The 22,848-nt window shown below is 37.8% G+C and carries 18 protein-coding genes; 6 read left to right on the top strand and 12 right to left on the bottom strand.

Annotated elements, in window-relative coordinates; translation table 11 throughout:
• Both SOI81_RS06370 and SOI81_RS06365 read left to right on the top strand, forming a co-directional pair.
• Entirely contained in the window at nucleotides 1-1,413 is a 1,413-nt protein-coding gene (locus SOI81_RS06370; RefSeq protein ID WP_320541403.1) for a PLP-dependent aminotransferase family protein, read from the top strand.
• A 289-nt stretch (nucleotides 1,414-1,702) separates the two neighbouring features.
• A complete protein-coding gene (locus tag SOI81_RS06365) occupies nucleotides 1,703-2,098 on the top strand; it encodes a Fur family transcriptional regulator (RefSeq protein ID WP_111854201.1) in 396 nt (131 codons plus the stop codon).
• A 42-nt stretch (nucleotides 2,099-2,140) separates the two neighbouring features.
• Here the strand turns inward: SOI81_RS06365 and SOI81_RS06360 are convergent, their stop codons facing one another.
• Nucleotides 2,141-2,824 (bottom strand): Fe2+-dependent dioxygenase, encoded by a 684-nt coding sequence (locus SOI81_RS06360; protein WP_320541402.1) that lies wholly within the window; start codon nucleotides 2,822-2,824, stop codon nucleotides 2,141-2,143.
• Between the two features lie 76 nt (nucleotides 2,825-2,900).
• Entirely contained in the window at nucleotides 2,901-5,135 is a 2,235-nt protein-coding gene (locus tag SOI81_RS06355; protein ID WP_320541401.1) for a TonB-dependent siderophore receptor, read from the bottom strand.
• A 498-nt stretch (nucleotides 5,136-5,633) separates the two neighbouring features.
• Here SOI81_RS06355 and SOI81_RS06350 point away from each other — a divergent pair, with 498 nt between their 5' ends.
• The gene (locus SOI81_RS06350) at nucleotides 5,634-7,826 is read left to right on the top strand and encodes a TonB-dependent siderophore receptor (RefSeq protein ID WP_320541400.1); all 2,193 of its coding nucleotides are present in this window, start codon (nucleotides 5,634-5,636) and stop codon (nucleotides 7,824-7,826) included.
• Nucleotides 7,827-7,898: 72 nt separating this feature from the next.
• On the opposite strand, the gene SOI81_RS06345 is transcribed toward SOI81_RS06350, so the two are convergent.
• The 8 genes from SOI81_RS06345 to pepN form a co-directional block, all read right to left on the bottom strand.
• Nucleotides 7,899-8,450 (bottom strand): TetR/AcrR family transcriptional regulator, encoded by a 552-nt coding sequence (locus SOI81_RS06345; protein ID WP_320541399.1) that lies wholly within the window; start codon nucleotides 8,448-8,450, stop codon nucleotides 7,899-7,901.
• A gap of 658 nt (nucleotides 8,451-9,108) precedes the next feature.
• Nucleotides 9,109-9,792, bottom strand: coding sequence for an SDR family NAD(P)-dependent oxidoreductase (locus SOI81_RS06340; protein ID WP_320541398.1), 684 nt, complete (start codon nucleotides 9,790-9,792; stop codon nucleotides 9,109-9,111).
• A gap of 9 nt (nucleotides 9,793-9,801) precedes the next feature.
• Nucleotides 9,802-10,563: an SDR family NAD(P)-dependent oxidoreductase gene (locus SOI81_RS06335; RefSeq protein WP_320541397.1), complete on the bottom strand. Its 762-nt coding sequence runs from the start codon at nucleotides 10,561-10,563 to the stop codon at nucleotides 9,802-9,804.
• Nucleotides 10,564-10,804: 241 nt separating this feature from the next.
• Entirely contained in the window at nucleotides 10,805-11,824 is a 1,020-nt protein-coding gene (locus SOI81_RS06330; RefSeq protein WP_320541396.1) for a spore coat U domain-containing protein, read from the bottom strand.
• Nucleotides 11,815-14,274: a fimbria/pilus outer membrane usher protein gene (locus tag SOI81_RS06325; protein WP_320541395.1), complete on the bottom strand. Its 2,460-nt coding sequence runs from the start codon at nucleotides 14,272-14,274 to the stop codon at nucleotides 11,815-11,817. Before SOI81_RS06325 ends, SOI81_RS06330 begins: the two co-directional genes overlap by 10 nt.
• A gap of 9 nt (nucleotides 14,275-14,283) precedes the next feature.
• Nucleotides 14,284-14,988, bottom strand: a complete 705-nt coding sequence (locus tag SOI81_RS06320) for a molecular chaperone (protein WP_224991295.1) — start codon at nucleotides 14,986-14,988, stop codon at nucleotides 14,284-14,286.
• Nucleotides 14,989-15,059: 71 nt separating this feature from the next.
• Nucleotides 15,060-15,590 (bottom strand): spore coat U domain-containing protein, encoded by a 531-nt coding sequence (locus tag SOI81_RS06315; RefSeq protein ID WP_016140628.1) that lies wholly within the window; start codon nucleotides 15,588-15,590, stop codon nucleotides 15,060-15,062.
• A 561-nt stretch (nucleotides 15,591-16,151) separates the two neighbouring features.
• Nucleotides 16,152-18,758 (bottom strand): aminopeptidase N, encoded by a 2,607-nt coding sequence (gene pepN, locus SOI81_RS06310; RefSeq protein WP_320541394.1) that lies wholly within the window; start codon nucleotides 18,756-18,758, stop codon nucleotides 16,152-16,154.
• A 317-nt stretch (nucleotides 18,759-19,075) separates the two neighbouring features.
• Here pepN and SOI81_RS06305 point away from each other — a divergent pair, with 317 nt between their 5' ends.
• The 3 genes from SOI81_RS06305 to thiM all read left to right on the top strand — a co-directional run bounded on the left by SOI81_RS06305 (nucleotide 19,076) and on the right by thiM (nucleotide 21,503).
• Entirely contained in the window at nucleotides 19,076-19,333 is a 258-nt protein-coding gene (locus SOI81_RS06305) for a hypothetical protein (RefSeq protein ID WP_320139059.1), read from the top strand.
• Nucleotides 19,334-19,482: 149 nt separating this feature from the next.
• Nucleotides 19,483-20,640 (top strand): hypothetical protein, encoded by a 1,158-nt coding sequence (locus SOI81_RS06300; RefSeq protein ID WP_320541393.1) that lies wholly within the window; start codon nucleotides 19,483-19,485, stop codon nucleotides 20,638-20,640.
• Between the two features lie 35 nt (nucleotides 20,641-20,675).
• Nucleotides 20,676-21,503 (top strand): hydroxyethylthiazole kinase, encoded by an 828-nt coding sequence (gene thiM, locus SOI81_RS06295; RefSeq protein ID WP_182002623.1) that lies wholly within the window; start codon nucleotides 20,676-20,678, stop codon nucleotides 21,501-21,503.
• A 27-nt stretch (nucleotides 21,504-21,530) separates the two neighbouring features.
• On the opposite strand, the gene SOI81_RS06290 is transcribed toward thiM, so the two are convergent.
• The gene (locus tag SOI81_RS06290) at nucleotides 21,531-22,382 is read right to left on the bottom strand and encodes an AraC family transcriptional regulator (protein WP_320541570.1); all 852 of its coding nucleotides are present in this window, start codon (nucleotides 22,380-22,382) and stop codon (nucleotides 21,531-21,533) included.
• A gap of 82 nt (nucleotides 22,383-22,464) precedes the next feature.
• A complete protein-coding gene (locus SOI81_RS06285) occupies nucleotides 22,465-22,824 on the bottom strand; it encodes a 5-carboxymethyl-2-hydroxymuconate Delta-isomerase (protein ID WP_320541392.1) in 360 nt (119 codons plus the stop codon).
• Between the last annotated feature and the right edge of the window lie 24 nt (nucleotides 22,825-22,848).

Raw genomic sequence — 22,848 nt, 5'->3', positions numbered from 1 at the left:
ATGTACCAACAGCTCAAAATTAAATTAGATCGCCAATTAAAGACCCCCTTAGCAGAACAAATACGCCTTGGGATTGAACAAGCCATTATTTCTGGAACTCTACAACAAGGTGATCGTTTACCGTCATGGATAGATTTGGCTAGTCAACTTGGCGTTTCTAGAGGTACTGTAAAAGTTGCCTATGAAAGACTTGCCGATGGTCAATTTATTATTGCTTCTAGATCACAAGGTACACGTGTTGCCTACCAAACAGTTAAATTACCCTCTACTCAAGATAGTCATAAAAATAGTTCGTTTACACAGATGTACTTAGATATGACATCTGTGCAGGGGATTTTTCAATTAGGTATTCCCGCAAAGGAAATTTTTCCTGCAAAATTATTTGCAAAAATCAGATCTAGATCTGTACGTAATGAATCGAGTGGTTGGCCCAATTATCCTGACCCGCGAGGAGAATATGCTCTTCGCCGAGAAATTGCTGCTTATTTAGCTTTATCGAGAGGAATTCAATGTACTCCTGATCAAGTATTTATTACTTCAGGTTTTTCGGGTGGGCTTGGTCTTACATTACATGTTTTAGGATTAGCAGGAAAAAAAGCTTGGGTTGAAGATCCCGGTTTTCCTTTTTCTAAGCATGCCCTTGAAGTAGGAAGAATGGAGTTATGCCCAATTCCCGTCGATCAAGATGGGATCGACGTAGAGTTCGCAATAAAAAATGCACCCCATGCTTCTCTTGCATTAGTTACGCCCGGACAGCAAGCACCTTTAGGGATGTCCCTTTCTTTAACTAGACGATTAAAGCTACTAGATTGGGCTAACCAAAACAAAAGCTGGATTATTGAAGATGATTATTTAGGAGAATTACAATTAGATGGCCGAGCAGCACCTGCTTTATTTTCATTAGATACGACAGGAAGAGTGATTCACTTAGGAAGCTTTAGTAAAACAATCAGCCCCAAATTACGGATTGGTTTTGCAGTTGTGCCTTTTCATATGATTAATGACTTTGCAGAAACTACAGCCACTTTAGTACCCGCTCCCTCTCCATCTTTACAACTTTCGATTCAAGAGTTTATGCATGAAGGTCATTTTTTAAGACATTTAAGACGGACAAAAAGAACTTATAGCGCTCAGCGAGATGAATTAATAAAGTGTTTAAACCAATTTAATCTACAAACTTCTACCGCAGGTTTATCAGTTCTTATTGACTTACCTTGTTCTTTATCTGATCAAAAAATTGCTCGTGAAGCATTAGCTTTTAATCTGGCTCCTGTTCCATTATCACTCTGGTATCAAGACCCTAAAAATGTTGTTTCAGGTTTAATGTTAGGTGTTGCAACCACACCTATATCAAAAGTAAATCAGTCATGTGAAAAATTAGTGGAAATCATAGAACAACATAAAGTTTCCTAATAAAAATCTTTAAAGTTTAATTGCACAATCAATAGGCTTTTTACACTAATTTTTATTCGTATGAATTCGTACTTTAATATGATTCATCCCATAGTTTGATTTGGAAAAATGGGCTTCTAACTTTTTTATTTTAATCAAGAATTTTTACTTTTTATCATAATACTTTTTGTACCAAATGGTTTACAATTAGGACTAATATCATTGGTTTTCAAATAGATTTTTTTACCCACTACTAAAAAAGCCTTATTAATCAATTTAAGTGTAAATAAGCCATTAGCAGAGGAACTAAATGGATTATCATCAAGAGTTAATTGAAAATGGTTTATCAGCTACCTCTTCGCGTGTTGCTATTTTCCGTTTTTTACATGAGAACGATAAGGGAATAACTGCAGAAGAAATATATCTGTTATCCCAAAAGAAAAACCTAAAAATTAGTCTGGCCACTACATATCGTACTTTAGCGGAACTTGAACATAGAAAACTAATTAAAAGAGTTGTTTTGGGTAAAAGTAACAGAGGAATTTATAGACCAGCCTCTAATAAAATTAGTTTAAATCTGATTAATACAAAAACCGGGAAATCTCATCCTTTCGAATATGATGAAAAAATAGAAGAACTATTAGAATGTTTATTGAAAAAAATTGATGAAAAGGCATTAAATATTGAAGTAAATGTTTATAAGTAGCGTATCAAATAATTTACGCTACTTAATCACTTTTGTTGTTATTTAAATCTCAGCCCACTTACGAATTAAGTTGTGATAAGTATTTGTTAAGTTCAACACTTCTTTGTGATCATCACCTAGTTGCATACGTAAGTTTTGAATAGTTTGATCTAGGTTAAATAACATATGTCGCTCTGCGTCATCACGAATCATACTCTGTACCCAGAAAAAAGATGCTATACGACAGCCTGAAGTAATAGCGGTCACTTCATGTAGACTAGTAGATGGATACAAAATCATATCACCAGCAGGCAATTTAATTTCGTGATATCCGTAAGTATCTTCAACTACGAGTTCCCCTCCTTCATACTCTTCTGGCTCGCTTAAAAAAACCGTACAAGATAAATCTGTTCTTAAACGCTGATTACTACCACGTATTAGCCGTATTGAATTATCTACATGAAAGCCAAAAGACTCATGATTTTCATAGCGATTAAATAAAGGCGGTATGATATTCAGTGGAATTGCAGCAGATAGGAATAATGGATGTTTTCCTAAAGCATCAAGAATAATATTACTCAGTTGATGGGTTAGAGGATGATCTTCAGACAATTGTTGATTATGTTTTACTGTAGCTGAAAGTGTACCAGCAGTGACTTTCCCATTAACCCATTCTACCTTGTCCATTTCTTGACGGAAAAACTGGACTTGCTCTTTACTAAGTACATTAGGAATATGGTGAATCACGGCGATACCTTTAAAAATAGCCTCAAATTGAGGCTATTTTAGATTACTTTTTTAGACTAATAAATTTTTAAACTTATTAGTATTTGAAGTTAACTGATAATACTGCACTACGTCCTTCTGCTTCAGTTGCATAGTGTGAAGCATAGGCTTTAGTAAAGTAACGCTTATCAGAAAGGTTATTTAAGTTTAGTTGCAAATTAACATTCTTGTTAACGTCATAACGAGCCATTGCGTCATAGCGAACATATGATGGAACCCATTTTGTATTAGCTGCATCACCATATACTTTGTCAGCATAGAAAGCGCCAGCGCCTACAGTAACTTGTGGCAATACTTTATATGTAGTCCACAAAGTTGCTGAATTTTTAGGTACGTTTGGAAGTTGCTTACCTTTAGCTGCATTTTCAGGAGTACATACACCAGCACGGCTACAACTTGGTCCTGGATCAGTATTTTCACTATCTAAGTAGGTGTAACCTGCGCTCACAGCCCATTTATCAGTAATATTTCCGTTTGCTGAAAGTTCAATACCGTCAACTTTACTATCGCCGCCATTCGTATAATGGCTTGAGTCAACTTGAATACGTGTATTTTGTTTCTCTGTACGGAAAATGGCAGCAGTTAAATTAAGTTTTTCGTTTAGAACGTTCCACTTTGTACCCAATTCAATGGTTTGGCTTTCTTCTGGTTTAAGGTCCATATAAGCTTGACCGATTGACTCAGATCCATCACCGCCATCAACACCTACAGGGTTAGCAGAAGTTGCATAACTTGCATAAATACTACCATTTTCAGTAGGTTTGAAAGTTACACCTGCATTATAAGTAACAAAATCTTTATTACTCTCGATTTTAGCGCCAGTGGCATTTGTAACCTGTTCGGTATCAAACTTGTCCCAACGAACACCTAAATCAAGTAACCATTGAGGATTAAACTCAATATTATCTAATAAATAGACAGAAGTATTTTTTGTAGTCGTTGTCGTAGTTGCTTTATTGGCAATACGACCACCTAACCACGCATCTTTAGAATTAGGATTAGTTAATGAAGTACACCACGCATCATTAATAGCACAGTCACTATTAAAACCGCCCGTTGTAGAACCTACATACCCCGGATATGTTGTCGTGTAGCTACCTTTATCTGACTCTTGATCACTGTATTCTGCACCGACATTAAAGCTATGCTTGATAGCTCCAGTATTAAACTTACCTCTTAAAGATAATTGATCGGTGAAAATATCAGTGTCAGTAATTCGAGAGTTAATACGGCGCCAAACTTTACCGTTTGCTACATTACCTTTTGAATCATCTGGCTGAGTCCAAAGGTAATCATTTTTTGATTTGCTGTAGAGTACGGTGTTAGCAAGAGTAAGATTTTCATTTAAATCATGCTCTACTTTAAAAGTACCAATATGATTTTCTTGTTTTTGGAAATCACGACCTTTTAAACCATAATAAATACCTTGTTTAACATCAACAGGCTTACCAACAGTTGTCTTTTTAGCCGTATCGTAATTATATGGAACACCTGAATCTGGAGTGTCATCAGATCTTAAGTAGTAATAACTTAAAGTTGCACGTGTTGGTGTATCCAATCCAAATGTAATGCTAGGTGCGATACCTACTCGCTTGTATTCAGCGCCATCGCTTTGACCCGCTTTTTCATTTTTATGCCCCATAAGAACAACGCGACCAGCAGTACCATTACCGAAGTCTTTATTACCATCTAATGTGATACGTTGATAATTATCAGTACCTGCTTGTACAGAGCCTTCTAAAAAGTCACCTTTTTTAGCAACTTTAGAAATCATATTAATGCTACCGCCAACAGAACCTGCACCACCCATAGAAGAAGCAGACCCCTTAGTCACTTCAACTTGCTCGATAGCAAACATTTCACGGTTTTGTGAAGATGAGTTACGAATACCATCAACGTACATCGAACTTTCTGAATTGTAACCACGAATAAATGGGCGATCTCCATTCGGGTTACCGCCTTCTCCTGCACCTAAGGTAATGCCTGGTACAGTACGAAGTGCGTCACTTAATGTATTTACTTTGATATCTTCAATAAGTTGTTTTGAAATTACTGAAACTGATTTTGGTGTATTTAATAGAGGTGCGACAAATTTAGAGTTAGCCGATTTATCAACTTTAAGGCTCTGTGCAACCTCTGCATCTGCTTGAACATGAATTAATGGAAGCGCTACAGAATTTTCCTGAGCGGCCATTGCAGTTGTAGCTACAATTGATAATGAAGAAGCTATTGCTGATTTAGCAATCTTCTTGCGAGACTTAATAAATTCCATATATATTTTGTGTGTTCATGTAAATATTAGCGCGAATAATAATGATTATTGATTATTAAAACAATAATTTAATATAAAAATCCTATAACAAATGTTCAATAAAAATTAATAATTATTTGATTTTAATTAAAAATATTTATGAAATTATTTTCAATTTCACACAAATAGCCTTTAAACTCAACTTATTACCTGTTTATCTTCATTAAGTTTGTAATAGTATACTTTTGATCTCACCACTACTTTTATACTTACTGTGTCTTTAAATAGAAATTATATGTGGCTGTACATAAGAGGGCTTCGATCTTTTAACAGCCAATCTCTAGCTAGAATCTTATTATTTATATCTAAATCATAGTCAGCTCTTTGAAATTATTATCAAAATTAACCTTTTAGAAAAAGTTTAAAATTCTTAGAAAAAAACATGAACCATTTTATAAAATTTTGTTACTTTTTCGCTATAATGATTATAATTATCGTTTAGGATTTCGATACATCAACATGGACCGCTCATCTGCTCTTTCACTCCCAAATTTTAAGTTCAAAGTTTCTACACTTAGCTATGCAATCGGAATTGCGTGTACTTATTTAGCACTTCCTGCTCATGCTGAAGATACAACTACCAGTGCATTACCGACCATCACCATTAAGGCACAAGGTAACTGGTTAGAAGAAGCTAATGCTGAAACCGTTCACAAACATGCTGGCGCTCGAACTATTGTTGACCGCAAACGTTTGGATGAAACAGCTGCAACTTCAATTCGAGAAGCATTAAAACAAATTCCTGGAGTTCAAGCTCAAGATAGCAGCGGAACAGGTGGTAGTGATGTTTCACTCAATATTGGTGTCCGTGGTCTAGCATCTCGCCTATCACCTCGTTCAACAGTTTTAGTAGACGGCGTTCCGCTTTCATTTGCGCCTTATGGTCAGCCACAATTATCTTTAGCTCCTGTTTCAATTGGTAATATTGAGTCAGTTGACGTCGTCCGTGGTGCGGGATCGGTTCGTTTTGGACCTCAAAACGTAGGCGGAATTATTAACTTTGCCACTCGTTCAATTCCTCAAGATTTTAGTGGAACTGTTAGCCTAACTTCAGAATATGCCTCTGGCACTGACCAAGTAAAGCTCAGCCCTAATCTATTTGTGGGTGGAACTTTAGATAATGGCTTAGGTCTTGCTCTGTTATATTCAGGGACTAAAGGTAACGGTTATCGAGAAGCAAATAACAAGATTGATATCGATGATGTAATGTTAAAGTCTGCTTATCAATTTAATGATAAAGACTCGGTTGCTTTAAATCTGCATCACTATGAAGGTCGCGGCGAAATGCCAGAGGGTTTAACTCAGGCGCAATATGCTGAAAACCCATATCAGTCTTCTGGTGAAAAAAACTATTTTGCAGGTCGTCGTACAGATGTCTCTTTACGTTATAACCATAAAGATGAAAAAAATAACTTCGAAGTTCTGAGTTACTACATCGACTCTTTCCGTACAAGTAATCTTGAAACTACTTTAGCGAGTGGTGACAAGCGTCTCGACTCTGCTCCACGTGATTATAAAGTCTATGCAATTGAACCGCGTTACTCTCGTATTTATCAACTAGGTAATACTCAAAATGAAGTAACGGTAGGCTATCGTTACTTAAAAGAAGAAAGCTCTGAGTTTGCTGGGCGTACTGCTTCTTATGCTGCTGGTTCATCAGCCCCAGATTTTGCTCCACGTAGTAGCAGCGAAGGCGGCACCAAAGCGCATGCGGTATATATCGACAACCGTATGGAACTCGGCCGCTGGACCATCACACCGGGCGTACGTTTCGAATCAATCGAAACTCATAATAGCTTCACTGGTTATGATAAAAATGGGCTAGCGAATACGGTTCATCCAAAAATTGATTCAGACGAATTTTTACCAAGTTTATCTGTAATGTACTCGGCAAATGAAAACTGGAATATATTTGCAAACGCAGGTGTATCTTTCGGGCCACAGCAATACAGCCAACTAGCACGTCTTGAAGGAACCACTGCGACTGCTACAACCGATGGCTTACATCCTGAAAAGTCTAATAACTATGAAATTGGAACTAAATATCTAGGTAATGGGTTAAACGCCGAAATTACGGTGTTCTACCTAGACTTTGATAAAGAGCTTTCATTAGTACGTGATGCTGGAAATAACGGAATCTGGACAGATTTAGGTGCAACTAGCCATAAAGGTGTCGAAACAGGTATTAGTTATGATTTCGGTCATTTAACAGATGCGTTAGAAGGCTTAAAAGTATATGGAAACTATACTTTTACCAAAGCAGTTGCTGAAGCGGGTCAATTTAAAGATAAAGACCTACCGTTTTACTCACGCCATGTCGGTAATGTTGGGTTAGGTTATACCTTAGATAAATGGTCTTTAAATGCCGATATGTTTGCTCAGTCTAAGCAGCATTCACCCGATGTTCCTGATAGTGATGTCTATCAAACAGAAGAAACTGCAGATGGCAAATACGGAGATATTCCGGGTTACACCACTTTTGCGCTACGTACCTCTTATGACTTAAGTTCACAAGTTAAAGGTTTAAAAATCGCTGGTGGAATTAAGAACGTTTTTGATAAGCAATATTTTACTCGCTCAACAGACTCTACGGGCGGTAAGTATGTAGGCCAGCCACGTACGTTCTATCTTCAAACATCTTTTGACTTTTAAAACTCAATTAAGTTAAAAAAAGCCCTCTTCGGAGGGCTTTTGTATAAGTTAAACGCTAAAATATTAATCAACCTAAGTAAGTGTCGACATAAAATATTCTAATAATTTATCTCTTTCATCGATCTTATTTGCACTTAAAAGCTGCACCATTGCCCCATCAATCACAAACAAAAACATATAGGCATCTTCAACTGTAGCGGTAACTTTTACAGTTAAAAGTAATTTATAAATTTCTTGAACAAACCAAGTCCGATAGTCGCTAACGACTTTGTAAGCTACGGGATAAAGCTTTTCAATTTCAAAAATGGCTTTAAATGGCAGCCGATAAAAGCCCTCTAAGTTTGCATGTAAAAAGTAGATTTTCTTAAGTTTATCGAATGCCATGAGTTCACGGTACGAGTGAATGATAGAAAACACCTCATGTTTTAATGCATCTGTTTGAAAAGTTAAGCTCATCTGAATGAGCCTTTGTTTGGAATGAAAATAGTTATAAAAAGTGGCTTTAGGAATTTTGGCTTCCTCAACAATTCGATCGACCCCGATGTAAAACCCATGTTGATTAAATAAATCTTTTGCCGCGTGGAGCACGCGAAGTGCTCTAAATGATGCTTCTAAATTTGGCATTTTTATACCGTTTAAAATATTTTTTTGTTGTATGTAAAAGAGATAGAAATGCCGTCACTCTTAAATTGAGCGCTAAAAACAGGCATGCAAAAGCCGCACGAAAAAGGTGTGCTCGCCTATCTCAGGTTTATTGTTGCTATGATTTTTAGTCGTAACGATTCTTAAGGCGTAGAAAACCTTGTGTTGATTAAACCTTTTAAAGACCGTTTACATGAGACAAATAGAAAGACTTTAGCAAAGGCCAATAAAGAAAAAGAATTAGTACGCATAGCGGACTCCTAGATGAAATAGAAGTTCTGCCAAATCACTGCTAAATGATTATGGTGGCAGAACGAAGAAGGGTTAGCAGACCAGTCATCTAGGAACCGGCACGCCCGAAGGCGTCCCTCCTCCGTCCTACCGCTACGAAGGGGGACGAACGAGTTCGACACCAAAAAATTTCTTTTTTGATGTACTAGATGAAAACGGTCTGCTAAAACCGACTGGCAATGTGGCCAGCAAGCAAAGAATAATCGGAGCGGTTTTGGGTGTCAATGTGATATTGGCTAGAAAACAGTTAAATAATTATTGTTTTTCATTCTCTTAACTTAATTTTATTCAACATCTTACTAAAGCTTTTATCAGTTGCTTTAAGTTGAGAATATTGAACAAGTCAATTTCAAGACAAGCTAAGTTCTTGGCTCCATGCCGAATCAGGCTGCTGATAGATGTGCTGACAGACTTGTTTAAGAGATGAAGTAAAGTGCTGATTTTGCCCCTCCCATTTTTCAATCATGCAATAAGCAACATGAATACCTTTAGGCTGAAACTCTCTTGCCAATGACTGCGATAAAGCGCGAATACCCGCAAACATACTTTGGCCTAACACATCGTATTGAGTCGACTGACTAGAGGGTGCGCCAAGAAAAATAAGGGTTCCCCGCTGTTGTTTGAGCATCGGCTTAATCACGGCTTGCGCTACACTCACTGCACTTAAACCTGTGGTCTGCCAGCTATGTTCAATTTCTTCTAAAGATAACGCTTCGATGTTTGATGAAGATGAGAAACTTGGCTGAAATACACAGAGCTCAATAGTATGTCCATGGCTGGAAATATAACGCACCAAGCTTTTTAAATGATCTGCATTCACCAAGTTTAAGTGAACTGCGGTCACGCCATCATTTATAGAATGAATTTTCATATTCTGCACGGCTGAATCATGCACAACCTGATAAAGGTGTAATGGGAAGTGCGCATTTTTATCTAAAATTACAAAATCACGCTCAATCAGTTGTAGGTCATGGCCCGCGACCACTACACAGCCCTGCTTTTTTTGAAATCTTTGAAATATTTTTTTTAGCATTTTAGTCTCTCAAAACTTTTCTTGATAAGGGCGTAAATCTAGTTCATGTGTCCAAAGCTTCGGAGTTTGTTGGTAAAGCATCCAATAGTTTTCTGCAATCGCATCGATATTGAGGCCACCCGTGCCACGCGTAAGGCGGACTAAACGCCCCAGCCCTAATAAGGCTTTATTGACTCTATCGCCATCGACCATTCCATCAACAATCACATGAGCAATATGGATGCCTTGTGATTTATAAATTTGAGCGAGATTTAAAGCATAAGCTCGCAAAGCAGATTTTCCCATGGTAAAGGCAGCAAAAAAAGGTTTGCCGCGCAATGAAGCACTCGCCCCTGTAAAAATAAGCGTACCGTGATTTTGGTCTTTAAATATTTTTAGACAGCTTTGAGAAACTAAATAGGCCGATAAAAAAGTGGATTGCCACATTTGAGTAAAAAACGACAATGGACTGCGTAAAAAGATAGAAGGAATATTTCCTCCCACATTATGAATGACAGCAGTAATACGCTCATTCTGACTAGTGATGGTGTCAAACAAGGCCTGTACTTGCTTTATATCTTCTGCATCCAGACGGAACGCTACAGCATCTCCACCATTGGAATGGATTTCTGCAGCCACTGCTTCAATTTTCTGGAAAGTACGCCCAGCAACATAAACTTTTAAACCTTCTTTGGCGAAAAGACGACACACGGCTGCACCAATCCCTTGTAATGCTCCGACGCCAATAACAACCACACAATCTTGTTTTTTATTTAGTGTTGCTGATGTCATAGACATTTCACCCTGTTTGTTTTTTATACCCTAATGCAATCAAAGGACGAACCGACATTTATTCACCTTTGTTTAATTGCCTGTACCCTCTTCTAGTTCTTTTTTAGAACTAATCAATAAATATACAGTATGTATTTTCAAGTCAAATTGTTTTTGATGACAGGTAAGTTTCAAAGAATGAAAATATATTGAAATTACGCAGATCCCTTCAGTGAAAAGATCTGCGCGTAGATTAAAAAAATTAATAAGTCACTGTCACAACAACACTATCAGAATAAGTGCCCGGTCTACTTGCAATGGAAGTACCTTGCGGAATCTTTCCATAAACAGGTGTACTTTGAGCACCGCCTGTACCCGTTTTTGAGACTCCTCCCGTTCCCCCAACACTGGTTACGCCACCTGTAGCGTCCCAGACCGTACTATAGTTAGAGTCTTTATATAACTGATATGGAATAAATTCATTATTACTATTAACCATACGCCTGAACCCACCAGTGATACGGTTATTGCCGTCTCCTAAATAAATACTGTATGGCGTTCCAAAATTACAAGTTGTATTTACCGCTCCTTGAGCTGTGTAATCTTTCTTAGTAATACCGATATCATTAATATTGCCAAAATCAACATTTGAAGTTGAGTTTAATTGGCACAGACTTGGAACCACAAAGTTCGCTGTTAGTAATGTATCGCCAGAATCCCAGCCACCAATTAAATCACCGCATATTAAGCCCAGAGCATCCATATCCCAATATAGCCGCACCGTAGCCGTATATGTTCCTTGAGGATAGGCAATAAGTGAACCTGTTCGGGCAGGCACTTTCACATTTACCGAGTAGTTAACAATATTATTTGAAGCAACCGTTCTTACTGGACCATACCAAACATTGGAGGTTTGGTTTGTGGTGGTAGAACCCGCTCCACCTACTGTACCCACTACTGTATAAGGTAGTGAAACATTATTATGGCTATTCGTTGTTCCAGTAAAGACGGTTTTCATACACATATAAGCAGAAATCTGGGGAAGTCCCAAATTTGTACAAGTAATTGTTCCTGAAAGGTTTACAGTTGCATCACTATTAATATTTGCTGCCGTATAGATAAAAGTATTATTGGTGGTTCCACTTACCGTACAAGCAGCATGTGCTGGACTAAAAAATGCATAAACGAGATAAAATAAGCAAATACCGATGAGGTATTTCAAAAACAATGGAATTTTCTTGCAGCTCTCTATTTGAGCCTTATCAAAAATACTTATCGACATACATAAGGTCCCAATTTCTTAGTTGAGTACTGATTACTGTTATAGGTGAAGTCAACTTGGCACGAACCATGATCCATAAGATCGACTTCAAGTTTGTTTTGCTTTAATAAGTTTTGAATAAATACTTCACCGTCATAGCCAACAACCCCATCCTGCTGCCCATTAATTTGAACCGTATAACCTGGCAATAATGGTGAATTGTTTTGATCAACAAGTTTTACTAATCCTGAAATAACCTGATGAGCACCAAAGTCAACTAGAGTTCCTTGGCGATAGCCGACCACTGTTTTTTGATCTGTTGCCTTAACGCTCCAATTTAAAGGAAGATAAGACGGATCTAAATAAATATGGTTCTCTTGATACGGCATTAAGCTCGGAATTAGAAATCTTCCAGACTTATCAGTAAAACCTAAATTAACCCCACCATTTAAAATCTGGCTTCGCGGTCCAGCATTGGTGACAACTGCATAACCGTCTCCAATTTCATTGGCCGCAAATATACGTCCCGCTGCCGCAACCAGTGAACCTGTTGCTGAAAGTGCAACCTGATCGTTATCTCCAAATCGGTTATAACGTCCTGTCAGGTAAGCAGCACGGGCACGGTAAGAGGCATAAATCGAAGCATTATTTTCATGTGCATCCTGATCTCGCTCAACATAACCACCCCATCCAAATGAACCGATTTTCGGTTCCGATAAACCAAATATTTCTTGGCGGTAGCTCAGTCTGCCACTCTCATTAGATACACTTGTGATCGCATTGAGTTTGTTAGACGGTGTGTACCGCAGCGCAAAGTAAACGCCATAGTCCTTATTATTTTCATAATCTTTATAGGCAGAAGTATAAAATCCCCAGTTCTTATTGAGACTTCCGCTTAAGTTGGCAGACAGTAATTTATAGGAATTGTCGCTATATTTGATCTGGTTATATCCCAGATAAGCCCCATAGCCTGCGTAAAAGTTGTAGTTAATCCCTGCCCTAAAAATCTCATCTGCCAGTGCACTGTAGCTCAGATAGTTTTGTGACTCGGCATTAATCTGGTTATCTTTTAAATATCTGACTTGAGACACACGGGCAAGATCAAAATAGTTATCAAATACTTTACGGTAACTGGTGTTAAATGAAATATTTTTACTGATGCGCCCTTCTAAACCCAATAAGGCAGAATAGCCGTTTTCATCTTTATACTGGCTCGCTGCAATGTCGGCATTAATCACTCCAAAACCAAATAGGTTCTTGGCAAAACCTGTACCGAGATTCGACAGGCCATCTGTTGAAGCTTCCACTCCTCCGCTTAAAGTCAGTGAATTGCTATAACCGTAACGGATTGCACCTGATGCAAAGGTGGCATCGTCGTAATCGTTTGAATAGAGACCATAGTTATAACGAGGAACACCAACATCTACAGAGAACTCATTAATACCTTTTGCCAGAATCTTGGATGAAAAATAGTAAGGCTTTTTGGTAATGCTCTGCTGTCCTGTTGCATCCGTGGTCACTAGCGTGACTTCGTTGCCTGAAATAAACGGGAGCTGTTTAATGTCAAATGGGCCTGAAGGTACCAGTCCTGAATAAATCTTTTGCTGGTTAACGTATAAATCCAAAGTTGAAGGCAGTGCAGCCGAACCGGAGAATTGCGGGAGTGCCGAGGTGACAATATCACCGCGCTGGGTGTAAGCACTCGACCACTGGAAGCCTGCAAGGCGTACACTACTACCCCAGTCGGAACTGTTAGAAATAAAATCCCCTAGGGTATAAATCCTGATCTTTTCAGGGTCAACATATTGCCACTTACTTTCTAGGCGTACCCATTTTTCATGGCTATAACTATCTTCATTACTTCCGTTATATAAAACCCCTGACGAAAAGTTACCAATCGCGCTGTTAAAAATTCCCTCAGCCGAACCTGAAAATGTATTTTCGTCATTGGTTATACTGTTATACAGGCTATAGTTAAGAATAGCCGCGTTTAACGGTTTCATCTTAAGTAAATGCGGGCTAGTAATCTGCTGACCATTGAGGTCCACTGCATAACCCGTCAACATGTTTGACGGAACTTGCAAATTTAAAGACTGCTCATTCTCTAGATATTTAAACTGGATTCCTTTTAGATCATTAATACATACCAATTGACTGTCAGCAGTCTGCTCATCCATTTTCAGCCTTAAAGCTTTTAAGTCACGGGCACGGATATATAACTTGCCATCTTTAGATTGTTTGACAGCAACCAAGTCTTCAGAAGCATTTGCATTAATAGAAATATTTAAAAAAAGCTGAGTAAAGTTAAGCTCTTGTTCCTGTTTATCACCCTTCGCTTGCGCATATTCATTGTTACTATTTATAGCATCCGGAACACGAGGAGTTACTGTGTTCGTATGATCTTGAAGTTGCTCAGCAAAAGAATATGCAGGAAGATATGCAACACATAAGACACCTATAATGTATTTCATATAAGCCTCTTAAAGTGTTGTTTTCTTACCATTAACTGTCAGAGACACACTGTATTTATGAGTTGGCTGATATGTAAAATTATTAATAGTGTAACTTCTGTTCTGCTCCGCAAGAATATAGCCATTTACGGTGTTTACTTTAATCGGATAACTTTTTTTCGCGGTCGTATCAACAAGCGTTAAATTATTTAAAAGCGCATGTCGATTTCCAATATTGCTAATATTTAAAGAAGGTGATTTCTGATTAGGATCAATTTTCCAATTTAGTTTAGTAATCGCGTCTTTATCTACTACAAATACAGGCAATGACGAACGTAGTAATACATTTATTCCTTGAGCTGCTTTACGGCTATCCGCGGGTTTTGGTAACTCATCAATAATAATACGATAGGTTTTTTCACCAGTAATCGCTGCCGGATTAATTCTGACAACACGCAAATTATAAGAATCATTCGGTTTTAATTTTAAAAACGGCGGGCTAATCGCGATCTCATCTGTCGGGATAAGTTGATCTTGTCCATCCTTCTGCTTCCATTCAAACACACGAATCTGCAAATCAGTACTTTCATTCGACTGGTTAAATAAACTAATCGAAGAAGCACTCTGATTACTCAATATTTCTACATTCACAGGTGAAATTCGGATTGTAGCCGCACTCAAAGCGCTAGATAGAGATAAGAATAAACTCGTAATAATAAAGATATTTTTTTTCATGACTTGCCCAAATAAATCTTTTAAAGCATTAGCCCTTTAAAAGGGCTAACAGTATTTCTTATTTATAAAAATTAATAAGTTACGGTCACTGTTACTGTATCTAAATAACTACCGGCACTTGGTAAAGTCGTACCGGCAGGAATACGGCCATACACATTTACAGTTTGAACATTACCCGTACCGGTTCCGCTGTAGGCAGTTGTGGCAATACCAATTGCTGTTGCACGTCCCGTGTCCGAGAAAAGGTTATAAGGAATATATTCTGTAGTGGTTGCTCCACCAATCATGCGACGTTGGGTTGATAAAACATTCTGGCCACCATCAAATGATAAAGTCCACGGCACAGTGTTGTTACAAAGTACTCTGATTGGAGTACCACCTGTGGTTGTGGTATCTGCGTCTACATTGCTCGCAAGTGAACTTAATGTTCCAAAGTCTAAGACTGCATTTGAAGTTGTGCCTGTGGCTGAGGTATTTAGAACACAGCTATTTGTTACTGTCGCTCTAACAGTCAATGTACCTGTTGCTGTAGCGGCATTTGCTGTATTGAGAGAAAATAATCCTACAGCAATTGCTGATAAATAATAAAAAGTCTTTTTCATGGTCTAAACCTTTTTACATTAAATTGTTGAAATTAATAGATGTAAAAAAATTAACCCTTAACATTACAATCATTTTAATTTGACTGCTCTTTTAGAGCTTATATTTTTTACCCTATTTTTGGCATAATACATAAAAAAAATTAAAATGTTTGACAGCATTTTTATTGGAAATTTCAAATAATAAAATATACTTACCCAAATTAACCACCAATAACAATCCATTAACATTATAAAAATTAAGTTATTGATTTTAAATATATTAATTAAATTACAATAAAATTTATTAGAAAAAATTTAAATAAATATGTCAATCGATTTTATTAAATTAATCCATAAGAAAAGATTATTTAGCATATTTATTTATGTTTACTTTTCTTTTTAGATTCATTTAAAGGTATATTTTAAATAGATCATTAACAATCATGATTAAAGCCATCAGCAAAATATTAAGCAATCTATCTACAGCAAAATCACTATAGAAAGAATTTCTGAAAACTATCTTTCTGTAGAGATAAAATAAAGGCCTCATATGAGACCTTTATTTATTTTATTTCAAACTAATTAAACACTCAGCATACTATTTAAAGTTTCAGAAACGTTTTTCGACTTCACTTTAGGCTGTAATGCTTGTAAAGCCTGCTGAACTTGAGTGCGCTGAGGCTCTGCAAGCGTATACCAACGTGACAATACCTGTAATAAACGCGAACCTAAAATTGGATTTTTCTCGTCTAGATATTGTGCAAGGTTAATAAAGTGAGCTACACCAAAACCCCATGTATTTTCAGGGTTATTTGATAGGCCACCGCTTACAGCACGAATACGGTTTGGAGTTGTTAAATCATAGTCAGGATGTTGAGTTAAGTACTCAATTGTTTCTGCGGTCGCATTTGGATTCGCAGCTTGAATCATAAACCACTGATCTAAAGACAAAGCCTCATCTTTAAAGCGGTCATAGAAATCAGCAAGCACTTCTTGAGCTTGAGGCGCATTTTGCCAAACCAATACACGTAGTGCCCCTAAACGTTCAGACATATTGCCTGTGTTTTGGTACTGCACATGTGCTAATTCAAATGCAGTTTGATCACCCTGACGTGCCATCATCATGAGCATGATATTCTTTAACGCACGTACACCCATCGCTAAAGAAAATTCTTTTTGCAGGTCTGGGTCAAGCGTTAGGTAAGTATCTTTCCAGAATGAACCTAATTCTTGTGCCAAACGATTAAGTAAGGCTTCACGTTTGACATGAATATCAGATGGTGCATAGTCTTGATCGATACGGCTACCTAAATAACCTTCACTTGGTACATCAAATAAGCGCGAAGCTAAAAGCGGGTCACGACCCACTAACTCAGGCAACGTACTTTGAATAGCTTGAATGTACGCATCTGCAGAATGGTCTTCTAACAAAATACGTTCAAGCAAAGTTTGTGTTGCTTGCCACTGGTTAAAACCATTTGTTTCGTGCTGAATTAAGAATGCTAATTCTTCATCAGTATAATCAAATACAAGATTTACTGGAGCAGAGAAATTACGCAGTAACGACACTACGGGTTGCTCAATCACCCCTGTAAATTCAATGGTTGTCTCATCTTGGTCAAACAAGTACACGCCATCTTTAACATCATTTACGAACAGGCTGTCACTGTGCAATGTATATTGCTCACCTGTTTTCGCATTAAATAGGGCTAAAGCTACAGGTATCGGAACCGCTTTTAAATTTGGATATTTAGGATGTGCTTTTAGGCTTTGTTTAAAGCTTAAACGGTAAGTTTGTGCTGCGGCATCATATTCACCTTTTGCTTCAAGCTTTGGTGTACCCGGTTGGTTATACCAAGTTAAGAATGCAGATAAATCGACACCTGAACCTGCTGATAATGCAGCAACCCAATCTTCTACAGTCACGGCTTGGCCATCATGACGGCGGAAATATTCATCAGTACCCTTACGGTATTTTTCTTTACCCAACAAAGTCGACATCATGCGGTTAATTTCCGCACCTTTTTCATAAACAGTTGCCGTATAGAAGTTATTAATTTCGACAAAATGGTCCGGACGTGGTGGATGCGACAATGGACCTGCATCTTCAGGGAATTGGTGCGATTTAAGTACCGCAACATCATCAATACGTTGAACCGCAGCAGATTGTAAATCTTCAGAGAAAGATTGATCACGGAATACCGTTAAACCTTCTTTTAAACATAATTGGAACCAGTCACGGCAAGTAATACGGTTTCCTGTCCAGTTATGGAAATATTCATGGGCAATCACAGACTGCACACGCATAATTGCAGCGTCCGTGGTGTATTCTTCATCGGCCAGCACGCATGAAGTATTAAAGATATTTAAACCTTTATTTTCCATTGCACCCATGTTGAACTGGCTCACCGCAACAATCATATAGTTATCGAGGTCATATGCGCGGCCATAGTGTTCTTCATCCCAACGCATAGAATGCTTTAATGCTTCCATCGCGATATGGCATTTTGGAATGTCTTTCTCGATTGCATAGATTTCTAAAGCAACATCACGCCCTTCAGAAGTCGTGTAACGATCTTTAAGTACAGCTAAATCACCAATGACACAAGCAAATAAATAGCTTGGCTTTTTAGTCGGGTCTTGCCAGATTGCAAAATGACGGTTTTCACCCACTTCACCAGTTTCAAGCAAGTTACCATTGGCAAGTAATACCGGATATTTTTTGTCTGCTTCTACACGTGTCGTAAAGACAGAAAGTACGTCCGGACGGTCTGGATAGAACGTAATTTTGCGGAAACCTTCAGGCTCATTTTGCGTAACAAATAACTCATCTGCTTTATATAAACCTTCAAGCTGAGTATTGGTTTCAGGGTGAATAACGACTTGAATCTGTAAAATGACTTCATCTGGTGCATCAGTGATCACCAGTTGCTCACTATCGAGTGAATATTGTGCAGGAGTGAGAACTTGACCATTGAGCTGAATAGATTGCAACTCAAGATCACGGCCCAATAACACCAGATCTCCAGCAGTTTGACGCTTCATCACCAATGTTGAATCAACAACTGTTTTATCGTCATAAACTTGAATATCAAGATTAATGGATTCAACCAAGAACGAAGGTTTTTGATAATCTTTTAAATAAACTGTTTGATCTGCCTGAACTGGAGGCTGTGCCGCAATATTCATCTTTATTCCTTATATACTTTTCGGAAACCGTAGTACAAATTGTTATGAGTTGACCATATTCAATCATACATACTGTGTTTACTTACCTTTATAAAATTAATGGGACTTCATTTATACATTTCAAATTAGAATCGTCTTTTATTAGCACAGATTAGACCAAATTTACGATAATCGTTGCTTATATAATCAATCTATACAATAAAAATAAAACAACTTCAGCTTTTAACATTTTTTAGAGTCAGCTTACATTTTGGGCATGGTTCTTGCCTTATCTCATAGACCAATATGAATATTTCAATGAGATAAGAGGTATTAACATGGAATTAAAAGCACATTTTCATCGCTTAGAAAATATTAAAGCGATTCATGATCTAGACGCGGCAGGACTTGATCACCACGTGATTGCAGTTTTTCTATCTGCCGAGGGCGTTTCAATGACTGCTCAAGAGGTAACCACAATCGTCAACACTTACGATGCTTTAGGTAAAGTCAAATTACCAAGTAAAAAAGTACAGGCACTTATCAACGCTAAAAAACTTGGACAACATGATGAGAGTTTGCCGTGCCCTGTTTAATTAAACTTCGAATTATGATGAAGACCTAAAATCTAAACGTAGATTTTAGGTCTTTCTATTTTAGCAGCAAACAAAAAGACAATCTCAGCCATCGATAGCGTTGCTGTGTATAATACCCCTTTCATTTTTTATTTTATGTTCGGAGCAAAATGGCCTTACAAATTCTACAGAAACAGCTAGATGAAAGTAGCCATTGTCCTCTCTGCCAAGCTTCGATGTACTGGGTAGATGCCGAGCAATTTGAACAAGACATTCAATTTCATGAATGCAGTCATTGTCAGCACCGCATATTTAAAGATGAAAAAATGACATGCCACTGTGAAACTTGTACTAAACAACGTAAAAAGCTTTTACAGCAAACGCGCTTACAAGAACAACGCCAATTTAAGTCAAAAGATCAACCACAGCGAAGTCTGGAACAACTGAGTTTTTTACATAAATTATTTTTACTTAGTGTACTTGATGACTATGCCCGTGATGATATTGCACATGATGAATACATTCACTGGGACCGGATTAAATCCCATCACATTACTCCGAACTGGATGTTTCAAAACTATCTAATTAAACAACTTCATAAAGATGGAATTTTAAACGCTCAAGACCAAGCGAATGAACCTCAATGTTTTTATCTAAATATTCGACTAGATGGTTATAGCGACCCAAGTTTATTTAGTGTTGCCCAGCAACTACGCCATTGGTTTTATGAAAACTTAAGTCTCGGTATACCATTTCGCAGTGCCGATGAAGTGAAAGATGTGCTATTTCAGGTGCTCTATCAAGAAATTATCCAGTTTATGCAGTTCTATTGTAGAACATGGGGCATTCAAATTGCAGGAAGTACTCATTTCCAAACTTTTTGCTACCGTTTAATGGATTCATTAGCGATTGGACAAATTTACTATTTGATTCAAACGGCGCTCGAATATCTTTATAAACAAAATGCCCTACAGCCGCGCAATGAAAAATTTATTAATACCAATTTATTAAAGAAAACCTTAGAACAATATCGTGAGAAAGCCTTAGCCGAAAAGTGGGAAACCTCAGTGCTGCCTCGTCCTCACAATATTCCATACAGTAAAATGAGCTATATTTTGCTTAACCGCTTCTTAGGCTACGACGAACAGATATTCGTACAACCTGTCTGGAAAGCATGGCGTAAAATTGAACCGCGTTTAAACTTCTATTCGGTTAAACGTTGTATGCATTGTGGTTCAAATGATTTAACTGTTGATTATGATGCGGCCGATTATGTTTCTTTGATTTGCCAAAAATGTAAGCATCAAGATCACTATTTCACCCACTAAATCTGTAATCACTTTGGCTTGATAAGGATAATAATATGACATCAGCATCGACTTTAATTGAGCAAGTAATTGAAGCTTGGCAAAACATGCAGGCAAAAACGCCTCTTGTGCAATGTATTACCAATAGCGTTGCAGCGAACTATACAGCCAATGTGTTGCTTGCTTCTGGTGCTTCACCTGCCATGATTGATAATCCTTATGAAGCCGAAAGTTTTACCAAGATTTCATCAGCTTTAAGCATTAATTTGGGCACGCCAACTTCGGAGCAAATGCAAGCTATGCAAATCTCTGCAAAGACTGCACAGCTTCATAATATTCCTTGGGTACTCGACCCAGTCGGCTATGGACCAATTTTAGCTTGGCGCAGTCAAATGACGGACGAGCTTTTACAATTTAAGCCAAGTGTTATTCGAGGTAATGCCTCAGAAATTAGTACGCTTGCAGGCAACCAAGTTCAATCTAAAGGTGTCGATAGTACCTTAAGTAGTGATCAGGCCTATCAACAGGCTTTCTCCCTCTTAACGCATGCAGACTGTATCGCTATTTCGGGCGAGTCAGATTACATTTTATCTAAAGAATTAGACATCGTTATCCAAGTAAATGGCGGAAGTCCGTTGCAACCTAAAATTACGGCAACGGGCTGTGCGTTGGGTGCTTTAATCGCAGCATATAGCGCTGTGACTACCCCAAGCATTGCTGCACTTTCAGCTCATGTTCACTTCGCAATTGCAGGTAAACTGGCAGCAAATCAGGCACAAACTATGGGAAGTTTTAGTACCCTCTTTATGGATTATATCCATATGTTAGACGCCAACTTAATTGAGCAATATGCTGATATCAAACTTCTAAACCTACAGGCATAACCTAAGTTAGGCCTGTATCACTTGCACTTACTTTAAAAGTAAGTAGATATCTGTAATAAGCTCGGACTCTTTCACCTCATGTACAAAATTGTGATAGTGAAAGAAAACAGGATAATCCCCAGCTTCTTCTGATTGCTCAGATAACCAGTTTCTAAAGATGTAATACACACTATCTTTAATCTGGTCATGACTACCAACATGCCTTACGGTTGCATAACGACCCGCAGGAATTTCTCCTGTTTGTACGCCGTAAGTATTTTCAGGTACAGCTTTTTCAATTGAACCCGCAATATCAAATCTAAACTCGTCAGATGGCGTCTGTTCAGGGTCAGCAAACGGAATACCATAAGTTCTAGATTTGGTCACAGGTGATAAACCCGTTTCTTTACGCCAAGCAATAAAACGTGCAGCCGTTTCAAAGACTTTATCTGGACTGCCTAAATGCGACAGATAGGCAATCTTTTCAACAGGCCGCTCAACAATATTTACATTCATTTTTAGCTCACTTTTTGGAATCATAAAAACAAACTTCTGGTGCCAAGATTCCCAGTCTGGTTTCTCTCTAAAAGCCCGAGGAGTTTGATCAAATGAACGCTTAAATGCACGAGTAAAAGCCTCTGGACTCTCGAACCCTGCTTGCAATGCAATCTCAATAATTTTGAGATCAGGTTCAAATGCCAGTTGAAAAGAGGCCCGCTTTAAACGAGAAAGTTGAATAAACTTCATCACATTTAGGCCAATATGAATGGCAAAAATTCGATGAAAATGAAACTTGGATAAGGCCGCAATCTGGCTCAATCGATCAACATCTAAATCTTCATCTAAATGTCTTTGAATATAATCACAAACCAGTTGCAGCTTTTGTATATATACAGCCATACATTTATGTCTGTTCATTCGATAGCACTACTTTTACATAGTGCTCATCTCTATTCTTGATCGAAATTGCGCTTTTTTAGTGTTATACAACTTGCTTAAAATAATCTTCTCTTGGCATATCGATAAGCTCAACGCACAATTGAATTTCTTTATTAAAATCTGGTTCTAGATATTTTTTGTTGCTGAGTGCCGCTAATAACTGCTCACCCATAAGTTGTTTTTGTTCGGCTGTTCTTCCTGACAAAATGTAGGCTTTTACATGAATATAGGCTTGATCAGCCCCTAAGCCAATGAGGAAAACATCATCTTTACGCGCACGGCTTTTAATATCTTCTGGGCTGAATAGCTCTGTCTCAATAAGCGTGGTATTAATTTCTTCAAGTAATTGTTTTGCGTTTAATCCAGTTAAATTTTCTGAATAATCAACTACAACGTGCGGCATAGCCACCTCAATTTATATAATAAG

It is taken from the genome of Acinetobacter pittii, from assembly GCF_034067285.1.
GTDB classification, from domain to species: domain Bacteria; phylum Pseudomonadota; class Gammaproteobacteria; order Pseudomonadales; family Moraxellaceae; genus Acinetobacter; species Acinetobacter pittii_E.
Note: the sequence above shows the minus strand (reverse complement) of the source record. Positions and strands in the feature narration are given on the sequence as shown.